This window comes from Paenibacillus sp. BR2-3 (assembly GCF_046529485.1).
GTDB lineage: Bacteria > Bacillota > Bacilli > Paenibacillales > Paenibacillaceae > Paenibacillus_AQ.
In genome coordinates this window covers 455,203-480,352 of sequence record NZ_CP126311.1, presented here as the reverse complement: position 1 = coordinate 480,352, position 25,150 = coordinate 455,203, and the positions used below count along the sequence as shown (strand labels likewise).

Here is a 25,150-nt window from a genome sequence, read left to right as displayed (position 1 = left end):
GCGAAAGGGAAACGCTACCCTATGGCCGACGGAAATCTGGCTACTCTTATTGCCAAAAGAAAATGCTCTCGGTCCTTGGCGTGGACATCAGAGAGCATTCAAAATACACATAAGTTCAATTAGGAGTTTGTTCTAAACTACCATTTCTTCATGCTTCAAAATTTTGCAGCTGCTGCTCGGAAGATGTACAAACAACTTTTGCCCAATGGCAATATCGGATTGCTTATTCATATACAACCGAATGGTTATCCCCTCTTCGATGCTTACCATACATTCTTTTCTTTCTCCTGAAAATACGATGTTCCGGACTTCTCCTTGAAATGTATTTTCTTTGGCGGAAGCTTCATGACTGATTTGAATATCCTCAGGCCTAATAAACACCATAACTTGATCCCCGATTTGAAGTTCATTATGCTGCAATACTCCGCTTAAGTGAAAACCATCACTTTGAATGGACGCATGCCCGTTATCTTTGTCCACACATTGTCCGACAATTTTATTAGATATACCAACAAAGTCTGCTACAAAAAGTGTTTGCGGTTCATTATATATTTCATGAGGCGTCCCTAATTGCTGAATGACTCCGTTCTTCATCACGGCAATTCGATCCGATAATGTAAGCGCCTCTTCCTGATCGTGAGTGACATAAATCGAAGTAAATTTTAATCTATCTTTTAAATTCATAATTTCAAATCGTAATTCTTCTCTCAATTTAGCGTCCAAATTCGAAAGAGGTTCATCAAATAACACGACCTTAGGTTCATAGATCAATGCCCTTGCTAAGCCAACCCTCTGCTGCTGTCCTCCAGATAATTCTCGCGGATATCGTTCAGCTAAATGATCTAATTGAACAAGCCGCAGCATCTCCATCACTTTGACTTTTCGATCTTTTTTATTTTCTTTTCGAATTTTAAGCGGGAATTCTACGATTTCAAAAACGGTCATATGTGGGAAAAGGGCGAAATTTTGAAAAACCAATCCGATTTCTCTTTTGTGTGACGGAACATAAGTCAAATCATTCCCTCTGATATAGATTTCTCCGCTATCTGGCGTCAGACTTCCTGTAATCATGTTCAGCGTGGTTGATTTACCGCAGCCACTGGAGCCGAGGAGTGTCAGCATTTCTCCCTCATAAATGCTTAAATTTAATTGATTCACAACCGTTACACTACCGAATTTTTTAGTAATATTCTTTAATTCAATGATGACCTTCTTGTCTCTCATAAACCTTTCACTCCTCCATTTAAATTTTCCGGTTTGATTTGCTTCACGATAACACCAAGAATAAGAATGGAAGGGATTAAAAGAACAAAGGAAACGGCGCTTGCAATTTCTTTATAACCGTCGCCAATGGAAAGATACGTCTGGATCGGCAGGGTAACCGTTTGCGGACCGTAAGTCATCATGCTTAAAGTAAACTCATTAAATGAGGTTACAAAAGCGAAAATTACCGCTGCCATGATGCCAGGCATGGACATAGGAAGAATCAAATAAAGAAACCTTTGAATCCAATTCGCACCGCAGACCCCGCCCGCATCTATGACCCTTTGATCCAATGCTTCAAAAGTAGAGGACATGATTAAAACCACATAAGGAATGGTAATTGTGGAATGTGCGAGCGCCACACCGAAATGAGTGTTAATCAGGTCTATCGTATAAAATATTTTTGCTGTCCCTAACGCATAAGTTAACTCCGGTATCATTCTAGGAAGCAAAATAAGGGCGATCAGAAGTTCTTTCGCGCGTATCTTTCTTTTTCCTATTGCCCAAGCAGTCGGTATCCCAATCAACAAACTGATGATTATAGTTAATGCTGCTATAATCATACTATTTATTGTAACTTGAACCAGATCTGTCATTTGAAATGCCCACTCGAACCAGCGCAAAGTCCAATTTTGAGGCAGCCATCTGGCGCCGAACCATCCTTCTCCGAAAGCCGACACGAGAATTACCGCGAGCGGTGAAAGAATGAATAAGGCAAATCCCCAAAGGAACGCGTAAATCACGATACTTTTTCCAATTCTGATTGCCCGAATGCTCTGTGTGATCGGATTCATTTAAGATGCGCTCCTTTTTTTAAAAAAATTAAAGTATATAAAAATAAAGATAATTTCAAGAATTCCCATAATAATGGCAAGAGCGCTAGCTTTGGGCCAGTTATTAAAGACAGCAGCTTCCGTGTAAATCGTTACTGTCAGGGGTCTGTAATCTCCACCGGCAATTAACGGAACATTAAAGGCACCGAATGCAAGCAGAAAAGTCATCACCGAACCGGAGCGAATACCATTTATGCTTAAGGGCAAAGTAATATATCGAAACACTTCAAAAGGTTTGGCCCCCGTAATCGTAGCCGCCTGCTCCACGTTGCGGTCGATTCCTTCAATAGATGATAATGTCATCAAAATCGTATGGGGGGAATAAAGCCACGCATAAAATAAGATCAAGCCGTACAGGGTATAATTTATTTTCAACGGCTCATCGATAAATGGCAGCACTTGCGTCAGAAACAAATTGACCCAACCATTTTTGTCCCAAACGATCAGCAGGCCGAGAGCACTGATTAAGGCTAGTACCGTTAACGGCAGCAAAATCAGCAAACGGATAAATTGATGGCCTTTCACCCGTTTTCTTAAGATCAAGGCTAGCGGCAGTGCGACAAGAATAGACAGTAGGGTTGTGGATATTGCCAACAAAAAAGTGATGCCAATCACATTCCAATATTTAGCCGAGCTTAATATATCGATGTAATTCTGTAGGGTAAATCCAGCATCATTTCTCATCGTTAAACTGTTTAAGAAAGTAATATATACCGGATAAATAAAGAGACCGATGAAAAATACGAACCCGGGAAATAGAAATAACAATGTGAGCAGATTGTCTTTTTTGAATCGCATAGATAAAGAAATGAGGAATCTCACTTCAAGATTCCTCATTTCACTTCACCTCCAAATGCCAAGTTGTAAAATTATTTTACCAAATCCATTCCTTTTTCTTTTAGGAAAGTATAAGCGTCATTATTATTGAGCGGTATTCTGGAATTCTTAACCACGTCCCATGATGGTACATTATTCCATACCGTTTGAGGAACGTTGTCATATTTATCGATACCCATATAGATCCACAGCGTTTCCATCATATTTATTTGTGTCTTTTCCGAAAGCATCCAGTTAACGAACCTGGAAGCAAGTTCCTTCTGACTGTCCGAAATGCTTGAAGGAATTGCTAAATAAGCTGCTCCGCCATAATGGCCAGATGGGAAAAAGGTCGACTTAACGGATTCAGGCAGCAATCCTTGGTCTCTAGACCACAATGTATAGTCGATTGCGTATTCTGTAATCCAAACATCTTCTGAGGCAAATTGTTGGAACAATACTGGCGGTTCAGAAGCTAACGGCTTAAATAACGCTTTGGAGAAATCACCAATTTTGGCAAGCCCATTAGTCCATTCGGTTGTTTTTTGTACCTCTTCAAAGGATTTGGAGAAATCTACCCCGTAACCGAGAAGAAAATCCCGTTGCATAATTCTTCCGCCACCGGACTTTGCATCCGGGCGTATCATACCGATGTGTCCTGCCCATTCATTACGTCTTTCATAAAATTCCTCCCAAGATTTTGGAGGGTTTTTGATTTTGTCAGAGTTATATAAAATTCCGAATTGATCGTGCCAGAAAGGAACCGCTGTACCGTTCGTTGCTACTCCTAAAGCTTCTTTTAGCTCTCCGGCAGCAACCAGCGAAATATTAGGTATTTCAGGATTATTTTCAAGAGTTTCAAAAGGAATCCCTGCTTGAATCATATTACCAATGCCATCCGGTTTTAATAAAAGCACATCTATATCGCCTTCTCCTTGTTTCTGAGCGGCTAATCTTTGCTGGATTTCAGCGCCAGCCCCTGTAACATAATTAATTTTGATACCTAGTTCACTTGACGCTTTTGGAATAATATCGCTAAAAAACTTTTGTGTATTTGCGCCACCGGCGGTATCAATAAATGTGATTGACTGTTGCTTTTGCTCGGAAGCTTGATTTCCCTTACTTTCTTTATTGCTGTCAGCAGGAGCAGGTTTGCTTGAACAACCGATAATAATAGCAAAGCATAATGTCAAGATTACGGTCACCTTAAACATAGATTTCATATGATTCTCTCCTTTAATCTGATTTATAGTATAAGATTGGTTTGACCCAAATAGATCTTTAACAGATGGTCCATATTGTTCACGATATAATCTGGAATTATTCCATCCTTTTCTTCTTGAATATTTTGATTATATTCATTAATCCAGACGGTTTTCAGACCGGCCTGACTTCCCCCGATAATATCAGTCCGATAATTATCTCCAACCATCATGCAGTGATCAGGAGCAATTCCATATCGATTCATCACATGTTCAAACAAATAAGGAGAGGGCTTGCCGATGTGCTCGACCTTCATGCCGATCATCGTCTCAATCGATGCGATTAAAGAACCCGTTTCAGGAACAATCTTCCCTCCGCTACCAACATGGTGCGAATCGCAATTCGCCCCGATTACTTTCGCTCCTCGGTGAGCATCATTGACGATCATTTGCAGCTTGTCATAATCAAACGTAACATCTCTTCCGACAAGGATGACATCGGCCGGCTCCGGATTGTCGATCGGAATAAGTTCATGTCCCGCATCGAGTATCGAGCTTTGCAATGCTTCGCTGCCCGCTACCTTGACCTTGACACAGCCGCCGAATTTCCCCTTAATGTAATGACCTGCGTTGTCCGTTACCGCAATAATTTCATCAGGTTCGGAATCTATGCCGATGCGACTCATTTTGGAAGCAATCTCTTTTGCCGTCTGAGTTGAATTATTGGTAACGAAGAAACAACGCTTCCCTTCATGTTTGAGGAGTTCCAACAGTTCTTTAGCCCCGGCAGCCGGCGTATCGCCATAATAGATGCATCCGTCCAAATCAAAAAGAAATGCTTTCATGCTGTTCATTGCTATATTGCCCATTTCTTTCTCCTTTGCAATTAGTTTTGAAATCAATGGCCTGCCCATCCATCCCGGGAATATCACCTCCCATCATACTTAAAAGTGTCGGAGCTACATCGACGATATGAATTTCGGGTATTTGCATGCCTGAAGGAATCGATTTGCCTGAGGCAACAAAGATGCATTTCAATTCCTCATGATCAGGCAAGTAGCCGTGCATCCCTTGAAACTTAGTTCCTTGCATAAACACAAGATCTCCCTCGTGTTCAAAATGAATGAAACAATCCATCTCAGCTTCAAAAGCAAAATCCGGACGTTGATCCTCCATTTCCCCTTCAACAGGCAAACCCAAACTTTCATAATCCTGCGGTTCAAAGAGTCTGCCTACCCCTTCCATTTCCTGCAAGGCTTGTTTCACTTGCCGCTTCAATGCAGCTTTCATAGTGGGGTCTTCTTCAAATATATACACGTATCCGGAACCGCCATTGGATACCGCTGCCACCTTGCTTTGCTCCGGTTGATCCGGATCGAACCAGCCTTTTTGTTTGAAGCATACATTGGGGAAAACCGTTTTCGTCGTATCGACGAATCCATGATCGGATACGATACATAGAGCGGTGTCCTCCCAGATCCCTTCTTCTTTCAGAGTCGAAACGAGCTCCCCAATCCGCTCGTCAATATATTCCAAGGACCAGTATACTTCTTGCGAACGGGTGCCGTAATCATGCTGGTAGCTGTCCGGAAGCAAATAATGTAGCAGCATGAGATTAGGCTTATGCCTCTGTATCAAATGCTTGGCAACTTCTGTCGTCATCCAATCCTGCATGTGCCCCCGGGCATGATCCTTGCTCCAGGAACCGTAATGTTCAACCGGCAATCCCGCTTCTTTAAGCTCTTTCCACAAACCGGGTGTAGCATAGCTTTCAAATAAATCCTGATCATAGAATTCAGGAATGTTGTAATCAATCGATTTGGCTTCTCTTGTAACAGGCCAGCATACGGAAGCCGTTGTCCATCCCAGACGTTTGGCCGTGTCATAAATGGCCTCTCTTTGAAGAATATCTTCTTTGCCCCAAGTGCTGTCGCTAAAATATTCGCCGACGCTTTTCGTGGAGCGATTCATCACCCAGTTTCCTAGAATCCCGTGCTTGCGGGGATATGTGCCGGTAACGATGCTGGAATGTATAGCCCAGGTCGCCGTTGGAAATACGCTTTTCATCGCATTGGCAACTACACCATGCTTGATCAAAGATCTTAGATGCGGCATTCTAACCTGCGGTTCCTGCAAGTAGAAGTTCGCCATACCGTCAATGCTGAGTAAAATGATATAAGAAGGCTGTTGACTGGCTGCTCCAGAGCTCATTTTCATCCCCACCTTAGAGTTAGTTTTGCTTCAGTAAAATAAAATGAACAGAAAAAGAGAAAGCTCGACAATAAACAGACATAGCAATGCTAAGTTTCTGTTTATTGTTCAGAGCTTTCTCTCGGCACGACTCTAAACATATAGGGATATTTATATATCTTGAAAAGTTAATGACCACAAGCTTTGTTCACTGACGGAAAGCGAAGTTGCGCCGGCCTCTAGACATTCGACTGCATCTTCTTTCGTATGAATGAGCCCGCTCGCGATGATGGGGATATGATTATATGCGTCCGTAAAAGCAGCGATCGTTTTACGAACAACCCCAGGCATAAGCTCCACTCCATCAGGGCAAACATTCTCTACTGCCCTTAGTCCATTTTGCAGCGCTAGAGAATCGATAATAAACAAGTGAAGTATTCCGAATAAATTGGCTTTTTTCGCTTCAGCGATCAGATGACTTTTCGGCGTGACAATTCCGTCCGCTCCAATGTAATCAGCTATAAAGCTTACCGTTTCTTTGTCGGTATTGGATAAGCCCTTTATCAAATCGACATGGACAAAAGCGCTTTTACCGGCTTGCTTGACCAACTGAACGGCGTTAATAATTTCCTTTACCGTTCCACCCATGAAAAAAATATTATCCACTTGGCTTTCTATTGCTTTTTCTACGTATTGCAAATTGCGTACAGCGGCGATAATCGGCTTCTGACCAACTTTGTGAAGCAGATTCATGATGTACTACCTCTCTGTTTCGTCGATATCTGTTATTAGAATAACCAATAACTATTATGAGTATGTCAATGGTTTGTAAAATGAACATAAAATTGTTATTATCTCGGGACTGTAATTCGGCAAATACAAAAGAGGAGTTTATGATTTCATTTCTTGCATCAACGTCCTCCGGAGGCTACTCATCTCCATTTTCACATGTTTTGGAAAGTGTCGATTTTGTATAAAACCCCCACAATCATTGGCTTTTCTCATGATTGTGGGGGTTTAATCTGACAGATCATCTTATTTCTTATGACATTAGTTAGTCCAACGTGTGACAACAGTAAGTGTTACCCACCACAACTCCTATTATCTTATATCTTATACGCCTTCATCGCTCTTCTAATCTCCTTAATAGTAGGACGCTTGCCGTACATGAGCACGCCGGTCCGGTAGATCTTGGCGGCGAGCCAGCCGAAGAACAAGATGGAGGCCAGCAGCAGGACCAGGGACACTAAGATCTCCCACATCGCCACATTACCTACCCCAATCCGCAGCAGCATGCTGAGCGGGGAAGTGAAAGGAATATAGCTAGCTACCTTGACCAGCAGGATATCGGCATTGGAAATACTGAATAACGGGATGTAAAAAGTCACAAGTCCCAGCATGGTCAGCGGCATCACCGCCTGCCCCAGATCCTCGGTACGACTGACGATGGAGCCGATAGCAGCGTAGATTAAGGCATACAGGAAGTACCCCAGAATATAGAGAACCAATCCGTAGATAAGCAGATTGACATTAAGCTGGCCGAGATCCAGGTCAAAATCAGTCAAGATAGCCGCATTATGCGGGAGCATCAGGTTAGTGGCAACAGCAGCCGCTATAATAGCAATTTGCAGTAATCCGATTAAGAAGATACCGATCACCTTGCCGAACATCTGGGCAAGCGGCGAGGCGCTCGTAATGAGAATTTCCATGATGCGCGAGCTTTTTTCCGAGGTGACCTCAGCCGCAATCATATTTCCTGTCATCATTAAGGACATAAAGAACATCATTAGCAGTGCATATACGATAACGTAATTAATGATCTGCGGCGCATCCTTCTCCTCTGCTGCGCCAGCACCCTCAGAGCTGATCTGCTGCGTGTCGATTTGCACCGGTGCGCTCATCGCGCCGATCTGCTCCGGGGTAAGCTTGTCGCCGGCGATCAGCTGTGCGTTTACTTGCTGCAGTGCCATTTGAAGAAAAGTTTGAACGTCTCCGTCCAAATCTCTATCCGGGCTGTAAAAGGTTACCGGAGGCAGCCCCGTGCTGCCAACCGCACCCAACTGGATATAACCGTCTAGTTCCTCATCATCTAGGGCTTGCTGCAGACCAGCATCGTCAACTGAGGTGTATTGCTCCACAGTGACTTCATCCGTACCCGTGCCGGCAGCTCCAGAAGCATAATTCTGTAACAACTCCGCCGCACGGTTTCCGCTCTCGGCGACAACTGCAAGATGGATTCCTGCATTCTTCGCTCCATCCTCGCCCTGAAATAATTTGATAAAGTAAGGAATATTCATCCCAATACTGAGCAGCAGAACCAGAATCAACGTAGTAATCATAAAAGACTTCGTTTTTACTTTATTCTTAAAGGTAAAGGCAATAATTGTCCCCATCTTATTCATGAGATTCACCCACCGCTCTGATAAAGATTTGGTTTAACGTCGGTTCCTTGATTTCAAAATGCTCAACTTCCCCCTGCGCTACCGCAAGTTGCAATATCCGCTGTGCGGCTCCAATCTCGTTAATGGACAGCAGATAGCCCCGCTCCTGCCGCTGCACACGGGTTACACCCGCAACAGCCTCTAGACCCGCAACCTCACCTGTGGTACGCAGCAGTACTTCCTCACGCGGATAGCCCTTCTTAATTTCACGGATATCACCCTGAACCACCGTATTGGAACGATCCATAATGGTAATATGGCGGCATAGCTCTTCGACATGCTCCATCCGGTGCGTAGAGAACAGGATACTGGTACCCTGATCACGCATTTCCCTGACCGTGTCCTTCAATAGCTCCACATTGACGGGGTCCAGACCGCTGAACGCTTCGTCAAGAATCAGAATTTGCGGTTTATGGACAACTGCGGCGATAAAGCCCATTTTTTGCTGATTGCCTTTGGACAGCTCTTCGATCTTCTTGTTGTAGTATTCCGGCACATCGAACCGGTCCAGCCAGTAACGCAGACTTTTATCCGCCTCACTTGCACTCATGCCGCGCAGCCGGGCCAGATAGACGATTTGTTCGCTAACCTTCACCTTCGGATACAGCCCCCGCTCTTCCGGGAGGTAGCCCATGATTTGCTGAAGCTCACTATTAAAAGATTTGCCGTTATACAGGATCTTCCCTTCGTCCGGATAGATTAGGCCAAGCACCATACGCATAGTCGTGGTTTTGCCCGCTCCATTAGCCCCAAGCAACCCGTATATCTCACCTTGGCCCACACTGAGGTTAATTCCGTTTACAGCGGTCTTATCTCCGAACTGCTTCACCACACCTTCAAGCTTCAAAGCTTCCATTCTCTAATCCCTCTCCTTCAGTCCAACTAATTCAGGGTCATGCCCTTGCGTCCACAAGCTGAGTATTTCGTCCAGCTCCAAACTGCGGCTCTTCATAACCTTTACGCCCAAATCATGGATGCGTTTCTCAATTTTATGAAAATGTTGCGTAACAAAGGAAGCCACTCCAGGAGTTTGAATCGTCCAGTAAGGTGTGCCGGGAAAGTCACCGGCCAGTTCTTTAAGCTCTTCCTCACTTGCGTTCACCCAAACCTCGGTCCACTGGTCATACAGACTATCCTTCTCTGCCATGCCGAGCACCTTTCCCTGATGCATAAGTACAATATAATCAGCCAGCCGCCGAACCTCCTCCACAATATGGGTGGAGATGACGATCGTGGCATTATTCTCATCCATATAACGGCGCAGAATCTCTATCATTGTCTTCCAGGCAAAAGGGTCCAGACCCGAAGAAGGCTCATCGAGCAACAGCAGACGGGGTTGTACCGCAAGCGCAGCGGCAATTTCGAACTTGCGCCGCTCTCCTTTTGACATTTTGCCAAGCTTGATATTTCGCGGAACCTCGAACTTATCCAGCAGGCCATTGAAATATCGGCTGTCCCACTTCGGGTACCAATAACTTCGAAATCCGGCCGCCTCCTCCGCCCTCCAGTGATTCTCCTACGTGAGTGAAATTTCCGGAACGTAGGCTATGGTCTGGCGAAGCTCCAGCGGATGCCCTTCCCCATGCTCTCCTTCGAACCAGTGAATCTTCCCTTCCTCCGGGTGAGTCAGCTGCAGCAGCATTTGCAGCAAAGTACTTTTACCAGAACCATTCTGCCCTACCAAAGCGATGATATGACCTTCCGGCAGCTTCAGGTTAAGCGGCCCTATCGTTTTGGTACGCCGCTGTTTGCGCACATTCCGCAGTTCTATTGCCATCTGTACCATCCTAGCAGAACCCACCCTTCATCCCTGATCTTTATATTTCCGCTCCACAATCTCCTGAAAAATCCCCTTCAGCTCCACTTCACTGCTATGGACCGAACGGGCCAGGTCCACTGCTGCCTCCAGCGCCTTCGTCACTGCATCCCGCTTATAATCTTCACGTGCGGCATCCCCCACATGGGAAACAAAGGTGCCTGTTCCTTGTCTTGTTCGCAGCATCCCTTCACCCTCCAAATCCTGATATACCCGGCGTACGGTAATCACGCTGCAGTTCAGGTCGCCGGCAAATTCACGTATAGAGGGGAGCAGCGTTCCCTCTGCAATAACCCCGCTTATAATCAGTGACCGCAGCTGAGTCTCTATCTGGTGATAAAGCGGTTCTGCACTATTCTCATTAATTTGTATCGGTATCCACACGATTCTGCACCCCACCTTCCATTCCGGCGTGCCGGAACACTTCCTTACACTTCTTACAGATCATACGAGATCACGCTTCTTCAGCCGCTGCATGGTCCATTTGGCTAATAACTGGATAGAAATCACCCCGGCCAAAAAACTTCCCCACATTAAGGGAGATGCCACCCCATATTCCTTCGAGTACGAGATCGTGTAGAAAAGTAAATTTCCTCCCGCCAGCTTCACCAGCAGCGACGCCCCCGCACACAAAGCCATAATGAGAATGGTCATCCAGCAGTAAATCTTGCCGCTGCACAGAAATTCAATGGCAACATAGACACCCGTCATGACCAGTCCGTAGCCGATCCAGGTTAGGGCAAAGACTACATAGGGGAGTGGCGATAACTCTGTCCTTAAATCTCCACTCAGGGCATAGATTAATCCGAAGTACAGAATACCGTTTAGGGCGAAGGACAGAAGAGCCTGAAGCTTTCTTTTGCACAAAATAACTGCAATCGGGATCGGCAAACTTTGGAGATAGGCCAGCATTTTCGTGTATGAATCCTCGCTCCAATACTTGAACGAACGACGGGAATACGTGAACCCCAGGATCGGAAGCAGCGACATCAGCATGAAGTCTGTAATCGCGGTCCGTTCCACGCCACCTACCGAGCTATTAATCAGCAGACCTGTAAAAAACATTCGCTCCACAAGCTCATAAGCAGGTATTTAGTTTCCTGTGCTTACTGTATATATCTATATACACAGTATATGTCCTTTATTTTCCATCGTCAATCTATTTTTCACTGAACGTATTTTTGGCTAATTGCCATCCGTTTGTTCTTGCGCTGGCACAACAAAAGCCGGACACGATTGTGCCCGGCCTCTATTTTATATTTGTGTTTTGAAGCTATTATTCCTGTTGTTAAGCACCCAAAATAACTTCCCATACCGGCTTCGTATGTCCACCCGGATACAGCATATATAGCAGCACGTATACCATCACACCCGTTATGGCGGTTACGAACCAGATCACGGATGTAATTCTGCCCCATTTACGGTGCTTGGCATACTTCGCCTTGAATCCAAGAGTGATTGTGGTAAGTCCGAATACTGCGGCTACCGTAGCCAGAACGATGTGGAAGATCAGAAATACATGATAGATCGCACTCAGCTCTTCAGGTCCGCCCCAGGAGGTGTTTCCGACAAACAGCGTTCTTGATACGTAAACAATGAAAAACAGCAGAGCAGCGACAGCGGCGGCGATCATCGCCTTCTTATGCGCCTCGCGCTTACCCTTAATAATCAGTCTCCAGCCAATCGCCACCAGCACCGCGCTGATCACGATGAACGATGTGCTGATCGTTGGAAACAGTGTGAAAATATCCATGATTATCCCCCTCGGCAGTGGCCAGCTATGCACGGGTCAAGCTGCCACTCTCCAGTTCTGAGGATGGCGGCGACTCTTCCGAGTCGTCTTGCCCGTTCTCTTTTTTATACCAATGATAGAACACATAAGCAAGCATGGAGGCAAAAATAAATTCCTGAATGAACTTCATGGCGATGCCTCCTACCTGCTGATCCACCTTTGGTGCCAACCACCCGAAGAACGCAGGACCCCCGAAAGACTTAAGCAATGCTGCGGGATCACCCGATACACAATAGCCCATCGCCCTTGCCCAGGTGTCCGGATCACTATAAGTGGCGTATAACGGCCTATCGGCAAATATAATCAATCCGCAGGCTGGAGTCAGCAGAACCATGTTGAGGAAAATAAAGCCGATTTTGCCCAGCCCGGATGCCATTCTGCGCTCCGGCAGCGGATTGATCAGCGTCCACCACATTAACCCGGCAGTCACGAACAATACGGTATAATACAGGCGGTGAACGGTGAAATGCAACATTACATAGTCATGGATCACCGGAATGTGATACAAGGAGAATAATCCGTTGAACAGCAGCGCAGCAACGACGGGATGTGCCAGAAAGGACAACCCCCGCAACGGGTTAACCTTCAGCACCGCCCGCCACACCCAGTCGGGAATACCCATCATAAGGAGCGGTACGGCAACCAGATAGGACAAGGCCATACTAACCATATGGAACGAGAACATCATATGCCCAAGCAGACTTACCGGTCCGCCCTGGGCGAGATAGAGCGCAGCCATTCCGAGCACGAACAGAAATCGGAGCCGGAGAGGTACCGGGGCCGAGCCGGAAAACCGGGCCGAGAGCGGGCCGATCAGCACGAAGTATCCCGCCGTCAGCAGCAGCATCCCCGCCAGGAACAGCGGACTCCACAAATCAGCAAAGCTAAAATATTCCAATCCCAGCATGATCAAACCTCCTCGCGCAGGGCATCCATTTGATAAAAATATGAAATAGAGTAAAAAAGAGGGGGCTCACAGCCCGCCTCTCCCCTTTTTTACTAATCCCACCATACCCAGTAAAGGGCCATTACAATACAGGTCCCTGCGATAAAAAATCCACCCAGCATAAAGATAATCGGCAGCAAATGTCCTTTGTCCTTCAGGTGCATCCAGAACCCCATCTGCAAAATAACCTGCAGCACAGCCATTACCAGCAGAAGAACGACTGCAAATGTAGGATTTATGCCGCCAGCGGCCACCGCCGCGAAAGCTATAAGCGTCAGCACAATAGAAAATATGAAGACGACAATATGCCTCTGCGGCCCTTCATGCCGATGACGGTGCTTCACGCCATCCCCCTGCGAATGCTGTTCAGTCGTCATGGCCCTAGCCCACCTTTCCAAGCAGGTATACAACGGTGAAGATAAACACCCACACCACGTCGATAAAGTGCCAGTACATGGCCGATACATAGATTTTTGGAGCGGTCACAACCGTCAGCCCTTTGCGTGCCAGCTGTGCAATTAGAATCGAAATCCAAACGATACCGAAAGCCACGTGAGCGCCGTGAAAGCCTACCAGCGTATAGAAGGCCGAGCTGAACGCGCTTGTAGTCATACCAAATTTCTCATGTCTTACATATTGGGAAAACTCATAAATTTCCAGGCCAAGAAAGCCTAGTCCAAGCACTACTGTAATAATCAGCCAGTTCCGGAGCATCGCCGTCCGGTTCCTGTGCATCGCCTGAATGGCGAATACGCTGGTCAGACTGCTGACGAGCAGGAGGAACGTGGCCGCTGCTACAAGCGGCAGATGAAACAGCTCATTGGCTGAAGGCCCTTCATTCGTCTGATTGCGCAGCGCCAGAAAGGTGGCAAAGAGGGTGCCGAAGAGGACCGCCTCTCCGCCCAGGAACAGCCAAAAGGCCAGCACCTTGTTGCGTCCTTCAACAGTAGCTTTTTCAGGTTCGTGTGGAAGTGTACCCTTAGCAGCTTCTGCGTGTGCCGTTGTCATGACTTCTCACTTCCTTCCAGCTCTTCAGGTTCGATGTGCCAGCCGTGATCGTCATAAAGCGATCGTACCAGCATAGCTCCGAACGTAATGAGAAGTCCAATCGCGGTAACAATATAATTGTTGAATAAGAAACTCATAAAGGCATTCCCGAATTCATCCCGGCTGAACATAAACCCTAGCCCGGCGATGAAAATCCCTACCGACATCACGAACGGCAGCGCCGTTGCCGACGGCATATGGATGGACCCGACAGGCTCAGCCGGAGTCATAGCCTTATGACCCGCCGTTTTTTCCTTCCAAAAGGCATCAATACCTCGTACAAGCGGAGTTTGCTTGAAATTGTATTCCGGCGGCGGGGAAGGAATGCTCCACTCCAGCGTACGGCCGTCTTCCCAAGGGTCATCCGCAGCATCGGCCGGTCTTCTTGAGGTAAGGAAGATATTCGCAAGGAATATAAGCATTCCAACACCCATCAGCATTGCGCCAATGGTACTGATCAAGTTCAGCAGGTCAAACTGCTGATTCGGCAAATACGTAAATACGCGGCGCTGCATGCCCATCAGTCCGAGGAAATGCTGAACAAAAAATGTCAGATGGAATCCGATGATAAACGTCCAGAACGTCCACTTGCCCAGAGTTTCGTCCAGCATCCGCCCGAACATTTTCGGCCACCAGTAATGCAGACCCGCGAAGAGCCCCAGTACCAGACCGCCGACAATAACGTAATGGAAATGGGCCACGACGAAATACGTATCATGGAACTGGAAATCGGCAGGCGCGGAAGCAAGCATCACACCCGTTACGCCTCCCATGGTAAAGGTCGGGATAAAGCCGGCGGCGAACAGATTAGGCGTGGTGAAGCGCACCTGCCCGCCCCACATCGTGAACAGCCAGTTGAAGATTTTGATCCCTGTCGGAACGGCAATCAGCATCGTGGATACAGAGAACAGCGCGTTCGCTACCGGTCCGAGACCTGTTGTGAACATATGATGTGCCCATACCATGAACCCCAGAAACGCAATCAGGATGGTGGCGAACACCATAGAACTATAGCCGAACAGCCGCTTGCGCGAAAAGGTTGGAATAACCTCGGAGATGATACCAAACGCCGGAAGAATGAGAATATACACTTCGGGATGCCCGAAGATCCAGAAGATATGCTGCCAGAGCACAGGGTTGCCCCCTGCCCCCACTTCGAAGAAATTAGCTCCCAGAATCCGGTCGAAGGTAAGCAGTACCAAACCTACAGTAATGGCAGGGAAAGCGAACAGGATAATAGCAGAGGTAATAAAAGTCGTCCAGGCGAACATCGGCATCCGCATAAAGGACATTCCCGGCGCACGCATCGTAATAATCGTTGCCAGAAAGTTAATCCCGCCAATTAAGGTACCGAGACCGGCTATCTGCAGGCCAATCGTGTAAAAGTCCACTCCGTGCGTGCTGCTGTAGGTCGAGCTCGACAACGGTGTATAAGAGGTCCAGCCTGCATCGGGCGCGCCGCCCATAATCCAGCTGAGATTAAGCAGAATCCCGCCGAAGAGGAAGGTCCAGAAGCCAAGCGCATTCAAAAAAGGAAAGGCAACGTCGCGAGCGCCAATCTGCAGTGGAATAACCGCATTCATAAGTGCAAAGATAACGGGCATGACACCTAGAAAAATCATCGTCGTTCCATGCATTGTAATCAGCTCATTGAAGGTCTGTGCATCCAGAAAAGTATTCATTGGCTTAATCAATTGGATGCGGATCAAGATCGCCTCAAGTCCTCCAATTCCAAAAAACAATCCTCCAGCCCACAGGTACAAAATGGCTATTTTCTTATGATCGACCGTTGTAATCCAATCCATCAGCCCGGTGTGGCGCTTGACGCTGTGCCCCTGCCCTAAAGGCTTGGATGGGTTCAAGGTATGTGCGTGAGCCAAGGTACTTCCCCCCCTCTTCATATATGCTGCTCGTTATGGGCTATGTCACTAGTCCAATTTATAGTTGGCCAGATACTCGGCGATGCCGTCGATCTCCGCATCACTCAGGCCGAGGTCTTTGGGGTTAGGCATTAGGTTGCCCGGCTTCACGTTTTGCGGATCATGCAGCCAAGTCTTAAGGTTCTCTTCAACCGGAGCGCCGTCTTCCCGGGTGTCATCGTTAATCAGGATGCCGGCTATCGCTTCGCGGGAACCGATACCCGTAAGGTTCGGAGCATTCGCAATTCCCTGATCTCCTACGGCATGGCAAGTAAGGCATTGGTTTTTAAAGGTTTCGGCAAGTGCAGGGTCCTCGGGAAGCACCGCAGGCGCTTTCATAGAGTCAATCCACTGTTTGAATTCCTCTTCACTGACCGCTTTCACCTTGAATTCCATGAATCCGTGAGAAGGTCCGCACAGCTCCGCACATTTTCCGCGGTAGACGCCTTCTTTAGGCGCACTGAAGCTGAAGCGGTTAATGGTTCCGGCAGGGTTGGTATCTAATTTCCCGGAGAGCGAGGGCACCCAGAATGAATGAAGAACGTCTTTGGTTTCCAGCTCGAAGGCAATATCCTTTCCGGTAGGGATAACCAGGTCCTGTGCTGTCGTCACCCCATAGTCGGGGTACTGAAATTCCCACCAGTATTGATGTCCGGTTACTTTAACCTTCACCGCATTCTTGTCATTCGCATGATCATTACCGGCGGCAAAAACCTGCTTCACGGTTGGAATGGCCAGAATAACAATGAGAATAAGCGGTATGACCGTCCAGAGAATCTCCAGCCTGTGATTTCCTTCAATCTGCTCGGGAATCTCATTCTGATTAGGCTTCCTGCGGAACCTGATCATCACGTAAGCTGCAAGCGCAAACACAATCAGCAGCACAACGATCATGATCGTGATCGAGAGCTTAATCAGTCCAAAAGAGCTTTCTGCCGCAGGCCCCTGGGGTCTAAGCACCGACAGGTCTTCGCGGCCGCAACCTGCTAGAATAAGTCCAAAAATTGTCATCATGGGAAGGAGTCGCTTTACAGCCTGCCACGTTTTCATCATTGATCTACCCCGCTTCATCCCGATTTCGTAGATTAATTCATATGCTCTGTCAATTATAACAATCACTATTAATATAAGTTTATGGGGGTGTTTTGTCAATCGTTCACAACTAGTTCACAAAGAGTTCTAAAATGAAAAAAAGGCTTGTCACGACTGGATTTGCAATCGCTTTCAGAAAACGTAAACATCTTTTTAACCTTTTTTAAAGCGCCTTCATACGCCCTTTTTACTATAAAACTATTTGACAATTCTGTGAGCTTTGAATCGCTCCTTACAGATTTACATACAAAAAAAACCGATTCCTGCGGCAGCAAGCCGCCCGGGCACGGTTTATGAGAATCCTCATGGATGACATACTTAAAAATGACTTCAATAAAAGAAATGGCGGCAGGCGGAACGTTCTCTCTTGTCAGGAGACGGATGAATTCATCCTTACCAGTTCATGCTCCACGACCATGGTCAGCTCTTCTTCATAGCCTCCCGTTATCCGATATTTACGGACGTATTCCTTTACGAATTTCTTGGGATCTTTGGGCTGGAAAATGCGTGTCATTTCCCGTAGACTTTCCTTGACTTCGTTATGACCTTTACTTGCCATGATCAGTTCCCTCCCAAAACATTGAAAAATGAATGCTCCGTTGTAGAGAATGCATGATGAAAAGTCCGCCGTAACTTCGAATGCAAGTAAGTACCGCTAACACATACGTTGCTTGCACTATCCGGCCAAGACTTTATCCTGAGCCGAGGGCTCGGATACCGTAGATACCGGTGAAGCAGGTTCGTCGTGATTTGGGCTGAGAGTTTAAGATGTCCTGGTAGACGGCATCTTGACACTATAGTTACCCTAAGAGCCGATTTCTGAATCACTCCTTTGGGGCCTTATCGTTATATTGTATCATATTCCAACCCAACTTCCACCTTTCCTTGTAAATTGTGCTCATGGAAAATATTTTTATTTTGCAAAGCAGCCTTCAAAATACTTCCGGCAACGTATCTCACATACTTCGTCTTGGTAACTCATAGGCTTTAGAGAGGAGGGGGACCCCCATTCACAGTATCAACTTATGGATGCCTCCCTCTTGTCCAAGCCATAAGGAGAGTGAACCCTATGTCCCCCTTTAGATCGTCCACCGGATTACCCGACAATATTGCAGGCGCACTGTGCTACTTCTTCCCTTTTATCGGAGGCATTGCCTTTCTGGCTTTGGAGAAACGGAGCCGCTTTGTTTTGTTTCACGCGCTGCAGTCGCTGATTGCCTTCGGAATACTGATGGTCAGCCATGTACTCAGCAGCTTGCTTCCTCTGCTCGGGCCCTTGCTGTCCGCTCTTATCTTCCTGTGCGGTTTTGCGGTCTGGCTGCTGATGATTTACCACGCCCTGCGCGGCAAATGGTACAGGCTGCCCTGGGTCGGGGAGTTTACGGAACGCCAGCTTCGTCATTTGTAAGTCTGTCGTCCCTTCCCATCGGTCGAAAAGGATTCCCTTTTGCCCATCCACTCCTTACAATGGTATTAGGACAACACTGAATTTGTAGGAGCTGGAGAAAGACATGTATTTATTCATTATAAATCGGCGTTCCGGCGGAGGTGCCGGGGTACGGACATGGCATAAGGTGGAGGGATTATTGCAGGATCGTCAGGTCCGGTATGAAACCTTGTTTACACATAGTGCGGAGGAAGCCGAAGCCAGCGTTCTGGAAGCACTGCAGCAGCATGAGGAGTGGAACGCCGCTGTCGTTATCGGCGGTGACGGAACCATCCATAGTATTCTGGGAGCCCTGAAGCGGAGCGGCGTGCCGCTGGCAGTCATTCCAGCCGGATCGGGCAACGATACCGCCCGGGGCTTCGGCATTCCGCTGGAGCCCCGGGCGGCGCTGGAAGCGGCGCTCGGGGAACGCTGCTTCAGCGCGGACCTTCTGTCCGGCGCGGGCACGCTAACCCTTACCGCCGTGGCCAGCGGCTTCGACGCCCAGGTGGCGGAGAACGTAAATGCGAGCCGCTACAAGCGCCTGTGCAACGCGATTGGAGCGGGTCAGCTGGCTTATATCATCGGCATATTGCATACGCTGATTACCTTTAAGCCGTGCCGGGTAAGCGTGGTCTGCGACGGGAAGGAGCATACCTACGATAAAGCCTGGCTCGTCTCGGTCTGCAACCTGCCGAGCTACGGCGGCGGGCTGCTGATCTGCCCGCAGGCGGAGGCCGGTGACGGCCAGCTCGACGTCTGCGTCGTGCACGGGTGCAGCCGCGGGCAATTGCTGCGGCTGTTCCCTACGGTACTGAAGGGCAGGCATGTCTCGCTGCCCTTCGTGTCCATGCTGCGCGGGCGCAGCGCAGCGGTCCGCTTCGCGGAAGCCCGGCACGCCATCGGCGACGGGGAGAGCCTCGGCGCAGAGGCGCTGGCCGTGCGCTGTGAACCGGGAGCGCTGCGGGTTCTGTCACCGCTGGCTTCCAGTGCCGCGCTGCCGGGGGCTGATGCTGCGGCCTCCAGTCAGGTTAGCGGCGGGTGAGTCTTATATTTCGAACGTTAACAAGCCGGAGACCAGGCGGTTATGCCCTCGGTTCCGGCTTGTTTTTGTCAGCATAGTTGAACATTCAGATCTTGATTCCCGCAATTTAATCAGTCCGGCAACACTTCGTCCTCTTCCACAAAAGAGACGACTCCGTTATCCAATGCGGAGATGCGCACAAGCGACTCCACGCGGTACCCTGCCTCCTGCAGGAGCCGGTTTCCGGGTTGGAACGATTTCTCAATAACGATTCCAATACCAGCTACACTGGCGCCCGCCTGCTCCACGATGCGTGCCAGTCCAAAAGCAGCTTCCCCGTTCGCCAGAAAGTCATCGACAATAAGAACCCGTTCCCCCGGTGCGATGAACTTTTTGGATACCGTGATTTCGTTGCTCTCTTTTTTGGTGAAGGAGTATACTTTCTCGACAAAAATATCCTCCGTCAGCGTCAGCGACTTCTGCTTGCGGGCAAAGATCAGAGGAACGTCCAGCTCCAGTGCCGTCATGATTCCGGGGGCTATGCCGGACGATTCAATCGTGAGCACCTTGGTAATGCCCTCCCCCGCAAAACGGCGCGTAAACTCGCGTCCGACCTCACGCATGAGAACCGGGTCCATCTGGTGGTTCAAAAAAGAATCCACCTTGAGCACTCCTTGACCAAGCACAATCCCTTCGTTGATTACCTTTTGTCTCAGCAGCAGCATATGTACTCCTCCTCTCCCCTAAATGGACTCCTTATCCTGTAGTATAGAATTAAAGACCTGTCGGCTTCTGCGGAAGTAAATTACCAACGATAGACTTCAATTCTTTATCTTCTCTAAATTCTTCATCCCCTGTATCGAAACTGACAATTCTGATCTCCGAATATTTCGCCCCCGGATTTACCGGCTCAAAAATCAACTTCTCCCGATCTGCCAATGTCACATCAAACTTCATATCCTTGAACATCTCAATCAGTTGGCTCTCACTGGGTCCTGTTGATTTCTCATCCAGAAACAGCAGACCGCGCAGCTGTTTGGGACCATCCGGGTGCAGCACTTCAAAATGAACAATACATTCCATGCTCTCTTCACCTCCCCGACATCATCTGAAAAGCTGACTCCGTTATTCTTCTTACTCCTCCGGAATCTCATCCTGATCGTGCATTACATATTTACGGTAAATGTTGGCATAACGCTCACCATAGCGCCGCTCCAGCTCGGGCCCCATATCCTGCTCCAGCTCGAACAGTACCATTTCTTGCGTGAAGTGGTTCAAGAGCAGCTCTACGAGCACCGGATGCTCTGTTACAACTGCCTGTGCTGCGCCATCCTCATAGCGCATACCGAGCATGCACCAGCCCCGGTCAATGACGAATGAGAACTTGCGGCCACCCTCCCGCTTCGCCCCTCCATCAAGCGGCGGCCAGGCAGGATAAGGAACAGGCCCGGCGTTGCCGCCGTCGAACGCCCAAAGCAGTTTCACACCGCGCAGTTCAGCCTGCTCAAGCTCATTACGCAAGAGGGAGGCTTCCTCCCGCCACACATCAACTACTATTTCCTGCTTCGCTGTATTCAGCTGCCGAATGAGGGTGCCCAGTACATTCCGTTCCCCTTCCACATTATAGAAGGAAGGACTGACCGGCCCGCCGCGCGGCATTTCGTTCTCCACGAACAGCAGGGAGTCTTGAACCCGGCCGGAGATCATAAGTGCCAATTCCTCCGGGTTAAGAACACTGTAACGGGCCGGCTCCCCTTCACCGCAGCGGACATATCCCTGCTGCGTCAGGCGTTGAAGCGCCGCGTACACGTTAGATCTTGAGACTCCGAGCTGTTTGGCAACCTCATAGCCCGAAGCCTGGCCTTTGGCTGCCAGCTCCACCATAATTTTGGACTCCATTTCCGTGAAGCCCAGATTGCGCAGATGCAGCAGCAACTGTTCCATACCTTTTGTCCCCCCAAGATGACTGACTCTTTACTAGATTTGCTCCGATCCGCAGCGCGGACACCACATGGAGCCTTTTGGCAGGTCGGCCCGGCAAATCTGGCATTTGACCAAATCCTGCCCACCTTCGCCCTCACGTTCCGCTTCCACGTATTCACTAGCTTTCCAGTCACGAATGCGCCTGTCAAGCTCCAGCTGTCTCTCCCGCTCCCGTTCCAGTTCATCTCCGTGCTGGTGATCAAGCATGCTATCCTGGATTCCTCCAGCATAGTCCTCCAAAGGAAGTGGAAGCTCCTCCTCATGCTCAAGAATTTCTTCATAATTAATTTGAAGTTCCGGCTCCGGCTCCGGCTCTTTCACCAGATTCCCCTCGGCTTTATATACCCGGGTCTCTTCAACATCCTCTTTCCGCACGGAATAACCTCCGGATGATGGGGCTTTACCCACTCCGGTTTCTTCCTCCAATTTCCGACCGCAGCTCGGACAGAAGTTGGCATCCAGCGCAACAATGTGTCCGCATTTGCATAACCGCTCATTTTTCAATTCGGCAATACGCAAGCGTACACTGTCGATTTCCTCCTGAAGCTTGGAACAGAGACGTGAAATCTCCGTCATTTTACCTTCAGCGAGCGATAAATCCCTTGAACGATATCCCTCGTAAAAAAGCTTCCCCATTTTCATAAATTCAAGTTCCATCTCATGCTCAATATCCGAAATCCGGCTATTCAGCTTGCCGATTTCCACAGAGTTTTGCGCTTTTTCGGTAACCCGGCTGGCACCATCTTTAAAACGTTGTAATAAATTCATTGTAGTTCCTCCTTCTCCACAGTGAGAATAGGGCATTATATTTGGGTGGGTTAACCTAATATTAACCACTTACGGTCCGGCACGGCCGGAATCGTGACTCTATCATACCAAATGTCGCGAACAGATTCATTATTTGTCGTTCTGTGTAGTAATAGCAGGTGCGCAATGAGGCGGGAGAGTTTGAAGTATGGCTAACGGATGAAGAATTGTCAGCTCTGCAGGACCGTTTGAACGAACTGGATAAGGATGACGAGTATAGCTTCCGCCGTGCCTTCGTTCCTTACAAATCAGCCGATCACGATGACGCCATCGAACAGTTTGACGAGAAGACCATCAGGGTATATCAATATTTACGCGACTATGGGACGGATGAGACCCGAAAAACAATTGATGAAAGTTTTCGCAAACTCGTGACTTCAGTCGTGAGTTAGAAAACTTCGGATAGGGCGTGGCATAAGCCACGTTAACTATCCGACTGCTTCTTTGAATAACTCACAAGAACTGTTATAATTAACTTGTACAGATTGCTCATTGAAAACTGAACATATGGGGTTGCAGGGGGAAGGCTCTCCTGCGTAAAATGTTCAAGCAGATCCGCCCTCTCTAGCTGAAAAGCGAAAACCAAGCAGTAAGCTAGAGAGCAGAGTCCAACGTACAAGCTTCGTAAGAACCGCAAGAACTGCGGGGATAGCCTGCTTATCTTCGCCTGTCATGGCGTTCAGCGCAGGAATCTCGTGACTTTAGTCATGAGAGGTTCAAAATATGGGCGTTATACCGAAACTGGAGAATACAGGCTATCAGGACAAAGGGTATGGGGACGGCTCGCCTACTAACAAATAACCGGATTCTTCCGATTCAGAACTTTGCTTCCGTGGCTGTCCATCGGTTAAAATGGAATCAGTCACAAATACGTATAATCGGGAGAGTAACCGTGAAAGAACAAGAAAGCACACAGCTTACATTAAGCCAATTACAGGTGCACGTACAAGATCTTCGCAAATGGGAGAGGGATGAGGATTTCACCAGACAGCTCGATGAGCTCAAGCAGATGCCGGCCCTCTACCGTCTGGCGCTGAATGAGCTTCAGAATAAAATTGATGTCATCAAGACCGAATGGCAAATTCGCGACGGTTTCAGCCCTATTGAGCATATTAAATCCCGAATCAAGGATCCGAAGAGTATTGTGCAGAAGATGGAACGCAAGGGCTACGAGCTCAGCTTTGAGAATATGGAGAAATACATTCATGATATTGCCGGTATGCGGATCGTATGCGCCTTTGTGAAGGATATTTACCGCCTGGTGGATCATCTAAGTATACGTGAGGATCTCCGCGTGCTGGAGATTAAGGATTACATTGCCCATCCCAAGCCGAATGGATACCAGAGCCTGCATTTAATCGTGGCCATCCCCCTTATCCTGCTGGAAGGCACACGCTGGGTGAAGGCGGAAATCCAGCTGCGCACCCTGGCCATGGATTTCTGGGCCAGCATGGAGCACATTTTATATTATAAATTCGACAAGCAGCTTCCCTCTCATGTTGCCGAGGAGCTTAGGGAAGCTGCCCAAGCCGCCGATGAGCTGGATCAGAAGATGCTGCGCCTGCGAACGGAAATTCTGCAGCTTTCAGAGGATGTAAATACGGGTATTAAGGAACATAAGAGCTGAAACTAAGTGTATAAAGGGCATTTCCGCAGCAAGAACTCTGCCGCAGGATTGCCCTTTTTTCACGCTTATTTATTTTTTCCATGCAAGGAGTTATCATAGACCTGTTCCAAATCATGTGTTTGATTCGGATACTTAATGGAGGGGTCAATAATGGGTATTCCAAATTTCGTTCTTATCATACCATCTGTATTTTTAGGGATCTGGGTGTTATTGTGCTTGGCAACAATTATTAACCCCCGTTATATGTGGACCCTAACCCAGGGCTGGAAGGCGACTAAAGAACCTCCCCGCGCCTATTTTATACTTATGCGCTTAATGGGCATTCTCTTTTTACTTGTATTCTCCGTCTTCTTCTTTCCCGTCTTTATTCATTAACTGGCAGGGTCCGATAATCTCATGACTTATGATGCTCACGCGCCCGCCGGGCGGCAGTCTCCGCCACACGGCGCATAACGAGCGCCAGCCCTTCCTGCACCTTGGGGGTCTGCGGAAGTAACGCCTGCCAATCCTCGGCGGCTACAGCTACAACCGGATCATCCGGGAAGGGACGGTCCCCCACCTCATGAAACAGGGTGCCCGGCTGGTGAAGCGACCCTTCGGCAGCAGCTTCCGCGAGCCACTCCCCCGAGGAGATTGCAGGACCTTTGCGCTCCAGCCGGGCCAGCTCTGATGCAAGCCCGGCCGCCGGATTTATTCCGCCCCCGGCCTGGTTCTCCACTGCTGCTTCAGCCCAGCATGCAAATACAGCCTCCAATAACTCCTCTTTAGAAAGTCCGGTTAGTTTCAACGCTAGCAGAAGCTCCAGTTCGGCGAACCAAAGCGGAATACGTCCCTGCAGGAGAGCATACATCTCATTGGGACATAAAGCCAGACGCCGTACAATTTCCTGCCGCAGTTCTATATTCCCATTCATTTGATCCCTCCCG

Annotated in this window: 28 protein-coding genes and 1 pseudogene; 5 read left to right on the top strand and 24 right to left on the bottom strand. The window is 48.2% G+C overall.

Features of this window, described 5'->3' with window-relative positions:
* Positions 1 to 132 precede the first annotated feature (132 nt).
* The 19 genes and pseudogenes from PaeBR_RS02370 to PaeBR_RS02280 all read right to left on the bottom strand — a co-directional run bounded on the left by PaeBR_RS02370 (position 133) and on the right by PaeBR_RS02280 (position 17,916).
* A complete protein-coding gene (locus PaeBR_RS02370; protein WP_410513321.1) occupies positions 133 to 1,224 on the bottom strand; it encodes an ABC transporter ATP-binding protein in 1,092 nt (363 codons plus the stop codon).
* Positions 1,221 to 2,057, bottom strand: a complete 837-nt coding sequence (locus tag PaeBR_RS02365) for an ABC transporter permease (protein WP_410513320.1) — start codon at positions 2,055 to 2,057, stop codon at positions 1,221 to 1,223. Before PaeBR_RS02365 ends, PaeBR_RS02370 begins: the two co-directional genes overlap by 4 nt.
* Entirely contained in the window at positions 2,058 to 2,711 is a 654-nt protein-coding gene (locus PaeBR_RS02360) for an ABC transporter permease (protein ID WP_410513319.1), read from the bottom strand.
* 254 nt (positions 2,712 to 2,965) lie between these two features.
* Positions 2,966 to 4,135: an extracellular solute-binding protein gene (locus PaeBR_RS02355; protein WP_410513318.1), complete on the bottom strand. Its 1,170-nt coding sequence runs from the start codon at positions 4,133 to 4,135 to the stop codon at positions 2,966 to 2,968.
* A gap of 23 nt (positions 4,136 to 4,158) precedes the next feature.
* Complete coding sequence (locus tag PaeBR_RS02350) at positions 4,159 to 4,959, bottom strand: HAD-IIA family hydrolase (protein WP_410513317.1); 801 nt, start codon at positions 4,957 to 4,959, stop codon at positions 4,159 to 4,161.
* Positions 4,940 to 6,325, bottom strand: a complete 1,386-nt coding sequence (locus PaeBR_RS02345) for an alkaline phosphatase family protein (RefSeq protein ID WP_410513316.1) — start codon at positions 6,323 to 6,325, stop codon at positions 4,940 to 4,942. Before PaeBR_RS02345 ends, PaeBR_RS02350 begins: the two co-directional genes overlap by 20 nt.
* A 150-nt stretch (positions 6,326 to 6,475) precedes the next feature.
* On the bottom strand, positions 6,476 to 7,057 hold the full coding sequence (locus PaeBR_RS02340) for a glycerol-3-phosphate responsive antiterminator (protein WP_410513315.1): 582 nt from the start codon (positions 7,055 to 7,057) through the stop codon (positions 6,476 to 6,478).
* Positions 7,058 to 7,410: 353 nt separating this feature from the next.
* Complete coding sequence (locus PaeBR_RS02335; RefSeq protein WP_410513314.1) at positions 7,411 to 8,706, bottom strand: ABC transporter permease; 1,296 nt, start codon at positions 8,704 to 8,706, stop codon at positions 7,411 to 7,413.
* Positions 8,699 to 9,601 carry an ABC transporter ATP-binding protein gene (locus PaeBR_RS02330; RefSeq protein WP_410513313.1) on the bottom strand — a complete coding sequence of 301 codons (903 nt, stop codon included), beginning with the start codon at positions 9,599 to 9,601 and terminating at the stop codon, positions 8,699 to 8,701. The genes PaeBR_RS02335 and PaeBR_RS02330 overlap by 8 nt, the downstream gene beginning before the upstream one ends.
* A 3-nt stretch (positions 9,602 to 9,604) precedes the next feature.
* A pseudogene (locus tag PaeBR_RS02325) lies at positions 9,605 to 10,522 on the bottom strand (ATP-binding cassette domain-containing protein).
* A gap of 27 nt (positions 10,523 to 10,549) precedes the next feature.
* Positions 10,550 to 10,945, bottom strand: a complete 396-nt coding sequence (locus PaeBR_RS02320; RefSeq protein ID WP_410513312.1) for a GntR family transcriptional regulator — start codon at positions 10,943 to 10,945, stop codon at positions 10,550 to 10,552.
* Between the two features lie 60 nt (positions 10,946 to 11,005).
* Positions 11,006 to 11,626 (bottom strand): hypothetical protein, encoded by a 621-nt coding sequence (locus PaeBR_RS02315; protein ID WP_410513311.1) that lies wholly within the window; start codon positions 11,624 to 11,626, stop codon positions 11,006 to 11,008.
* Between the two features lie 223 nt (positions 11,627 to 11,849).
* Positions 11,850 to 12,314 carry a DUF420 domain-containing protein gene (locus PaeBR_RS02310; protein ID WP_410513310.1) on the bottom strand — a complete coding sequence of 155 codons (465 nt, stop codon included), beginning with the start codon at positions 12,312 to 12,314 and terminating at the stop codon, positions 11,850 to 11,852.
* A 25-nt stretch (positions 12,315 to 12,339) separates the two neighbouring features.
* On the bottom strand, positions 12,340 to 13,260 hold the full coding sequence (gene ctaG / locus PaeBR_RS02305; protein ID WP_410513309.1) for a cytochrome c oxidase assembly factor CtaG: 921 nt from the start codon (positions 13,258 to 13,260) through the stop codon (positions 12,340 to 12,342).
* Between the two features lie 92 nt (positions 13,261 to 13,352).
* Positions 13,353 to 13,676 (bottom strand): cytochrome C oxidase subunit IV family protein, encoded by a 324-nt coding sequence (locus PaeBR_RS02300; protein ID WP_410513308.1) that lies wholly within the window; start codon positions 13,674 to 13,676, stop codon positions 13,353 to 13,355.
* 4 nt (positions 13,677 to 13,680) lie between these two features.
* Complete coding sequence (locus tag PaeBR_RS02295; protein WP_410513307.1) at positions 13,681 to 14,307, bottom strand: cytochrome (ubi)quinol oxidase subunit III; 627 nt, start codon at positions 14,305 to 14,307, stop codon at positions 13,681 to 13,683.
* Entirely contained in the window at positions 14,304 to 16,151 is a 1,848-nt protein-coding gene (gene ctaD / locus PaeBR_RS02290) for a cytochrome c oxidase subunit I (RefSeq protein WP_410515055.1), read from the bottom strand. Before ctaD ends, PaeBR_RS02295 begins: the two co-directional genes overlap by 4 nt.
* A 123-nt stretch (positions 16,152 to 16,274) precedes the next feature.
* On the bottom strand, positions 16,275 to 17,318 hold the full coding sequence (coxB, locus tag PaeBR_RS02285; protein ID WP_410513306.1) for a cytochrome c oxidase subunit II: 1,044 nt from the start codon (positions 17,316 to 17,318) through the stop codon (positions 16,275 to 16,277).
* A 409-nt stretch (positions 17,319 to 17,727) separates the two neighbouring features.
* Positions 17,728 to 17,916, bottom strand: a complete 189-nt coding sequence (locus PaeBR_RS02280; RefSeq protein WP_410513305.1) for a hypothetical protein — start codon at positions 17,914 to 17,916, stop codon at positions 17,728 to 17,730.
* Between the two features lie 510 nt (positions 17,917 to 18,426).
* Between PaeBR_RS02280 and PaeBR_RS02275 the strand changes: the two genes are divergently transcribed.
* On the top strand, positions 18,427 to 18,765 hold the full coding sequence (locus PaeBR_RS02275; protein WP_410513304.1) for a DUF4870 domain-containing protein: 339 nt from the start codon (positions 18,427 to 18,429) through the stop codon (positions 18,763 to 18,765).
* 103 nt (positions 18,766 to 18,868) lie between these two features.
* A complete protein-coding gene (locus PaeBR_RS02270; protein ID WP_410513303.1) occupies positions 18,869 to 19,828 on the top strand; it encodes a diacylglycerol/lipid kinase family protein in 960 nt (319 codons plus the stop codon).
* A gap of 110 nt (positions 19,829 to 19,938) precedes the next feature.
* On the opposite strand, the gene PaeBR_RS02265 is transcribed toward PaeBR_RS02270, so the two are convergent.
* From PaeBR_RS02265 to PaeBR_RS02250, 4 genes are read right to left on the bottom strand one after another with little or no spacing between them, the layout of a single operon-like run.
* Positions 19,939 to 20,532 (bottom strand): xanthine phosphoribosyltransferase, encoded by a 594-nt coding sequence (locus PaeBR_RS02265; protein WP_410513302.1) that lies wholly within the window; start codon positions 20,530 to 20,532, stop codon positions 19,939 to 19,941.
* Positions 20,533 to 20,581: 49 nt separating this feature from the next.
* Entirely contained in the window at positions 20,582 to 20,890 is a 309-nt protein-coding gene (locus PaeBR_RS02260) for a hypothetical protein (RefSeq protein ID WP_410513301.1), read from the bottom strand.
* 51 nt (positions 20,891 to 20,941) lie between these two features.
* On the bottom strand, positions 20,942 to 21,751 hold the full coding sequence (locus PaeBR_RS02255; RefSeq protein WP_410513300.1) for a TrmB family transcriptional regulator: 810 nt from the start codon (positions 21,749 to 21,751) through the stop codon (positions 20,942 to 20,944).
* 33 nt (positions 21,752 to 21,784) lie between these two features.
* Positions 21,785 to 22,558 (bottom strand): zinc ribbon domain-containing protein, encoded by a 774-nt coding sequence (locus PaeBR_RS02250; RefSeq protein ID WP_410513299.1) that lies wholly within the window; start codon positions 22,556 to 22,558, stop codon positions 21,785 to 21,787.
* Positions 22,559 to 22,716: 158 nt separating this feature from the next.
* Here PaeBR_RS02250 and PaeBR_RS02245 point away from each other — a divergent pair, with 158 nt between their 5' ends.
* The 3 genes from PaeBR_RS02245 (at position 22,717) to PaeBR_RS02235 (ending at position 24,599) form a co-directional block, all read left to right on the top strand.
* Positions 22,717 to 22,989: a hypothetical protein gene (locus tag PaeBR_RS02245; RefSeq protein WP_410513298.1), complete on the top strand. Its 273-nt coding sequence runs from the start codon at positions 22,717 to 22,719 to the stop codon at positions 22,987 to 22,989.
* Positions 22,990 to 23,606: 617 nt separating this feature from the next.
* On the top strand, positions 23,607 to 24,224 hold the full coding sequence (locus PaeBR_RS02240; RefSeq protein ID WP_410515054.1) for a GTP pyrophosphokinase family protein: 618 nt from the start codon (positions 23,607 to 23,609) through the stop codon (positions 24,222 to 24,224).
* A 135-nt stretch (positions 24,225 to 24,359) separates the two neighbouring features.
* Positions 24,360 to 24,599: a DUF6199 family natural product biosynthesis protein gene (locus tag PaeBR_RS02235; protein WP_410513297.1), complete on the top strand. Its 240-nt coding sequence runs from the start codon at positions 24,360 to 24,362 to the stop codon at positions 24,597 to 24,599.
* A gap of 19 nt (positions 24,600 to 24,618) precedes the next feature.
* Here the strand turns inward: PaeBR_RS02235 and PaeBR_RS02230 are convergent, their stop codons facing one another.
* A complete protein-coding gene (locus PaeBR_RS02230; RefSeq protein WP_410513296.1) occupies positions 24,619 to 25,137 on the bottom strand; it encodes a hypothetical protein in 519 nt (172 codons plus the stop codon).
* Positions 25,138 to 25,150 lie beyond the last annotated feature (13 nt).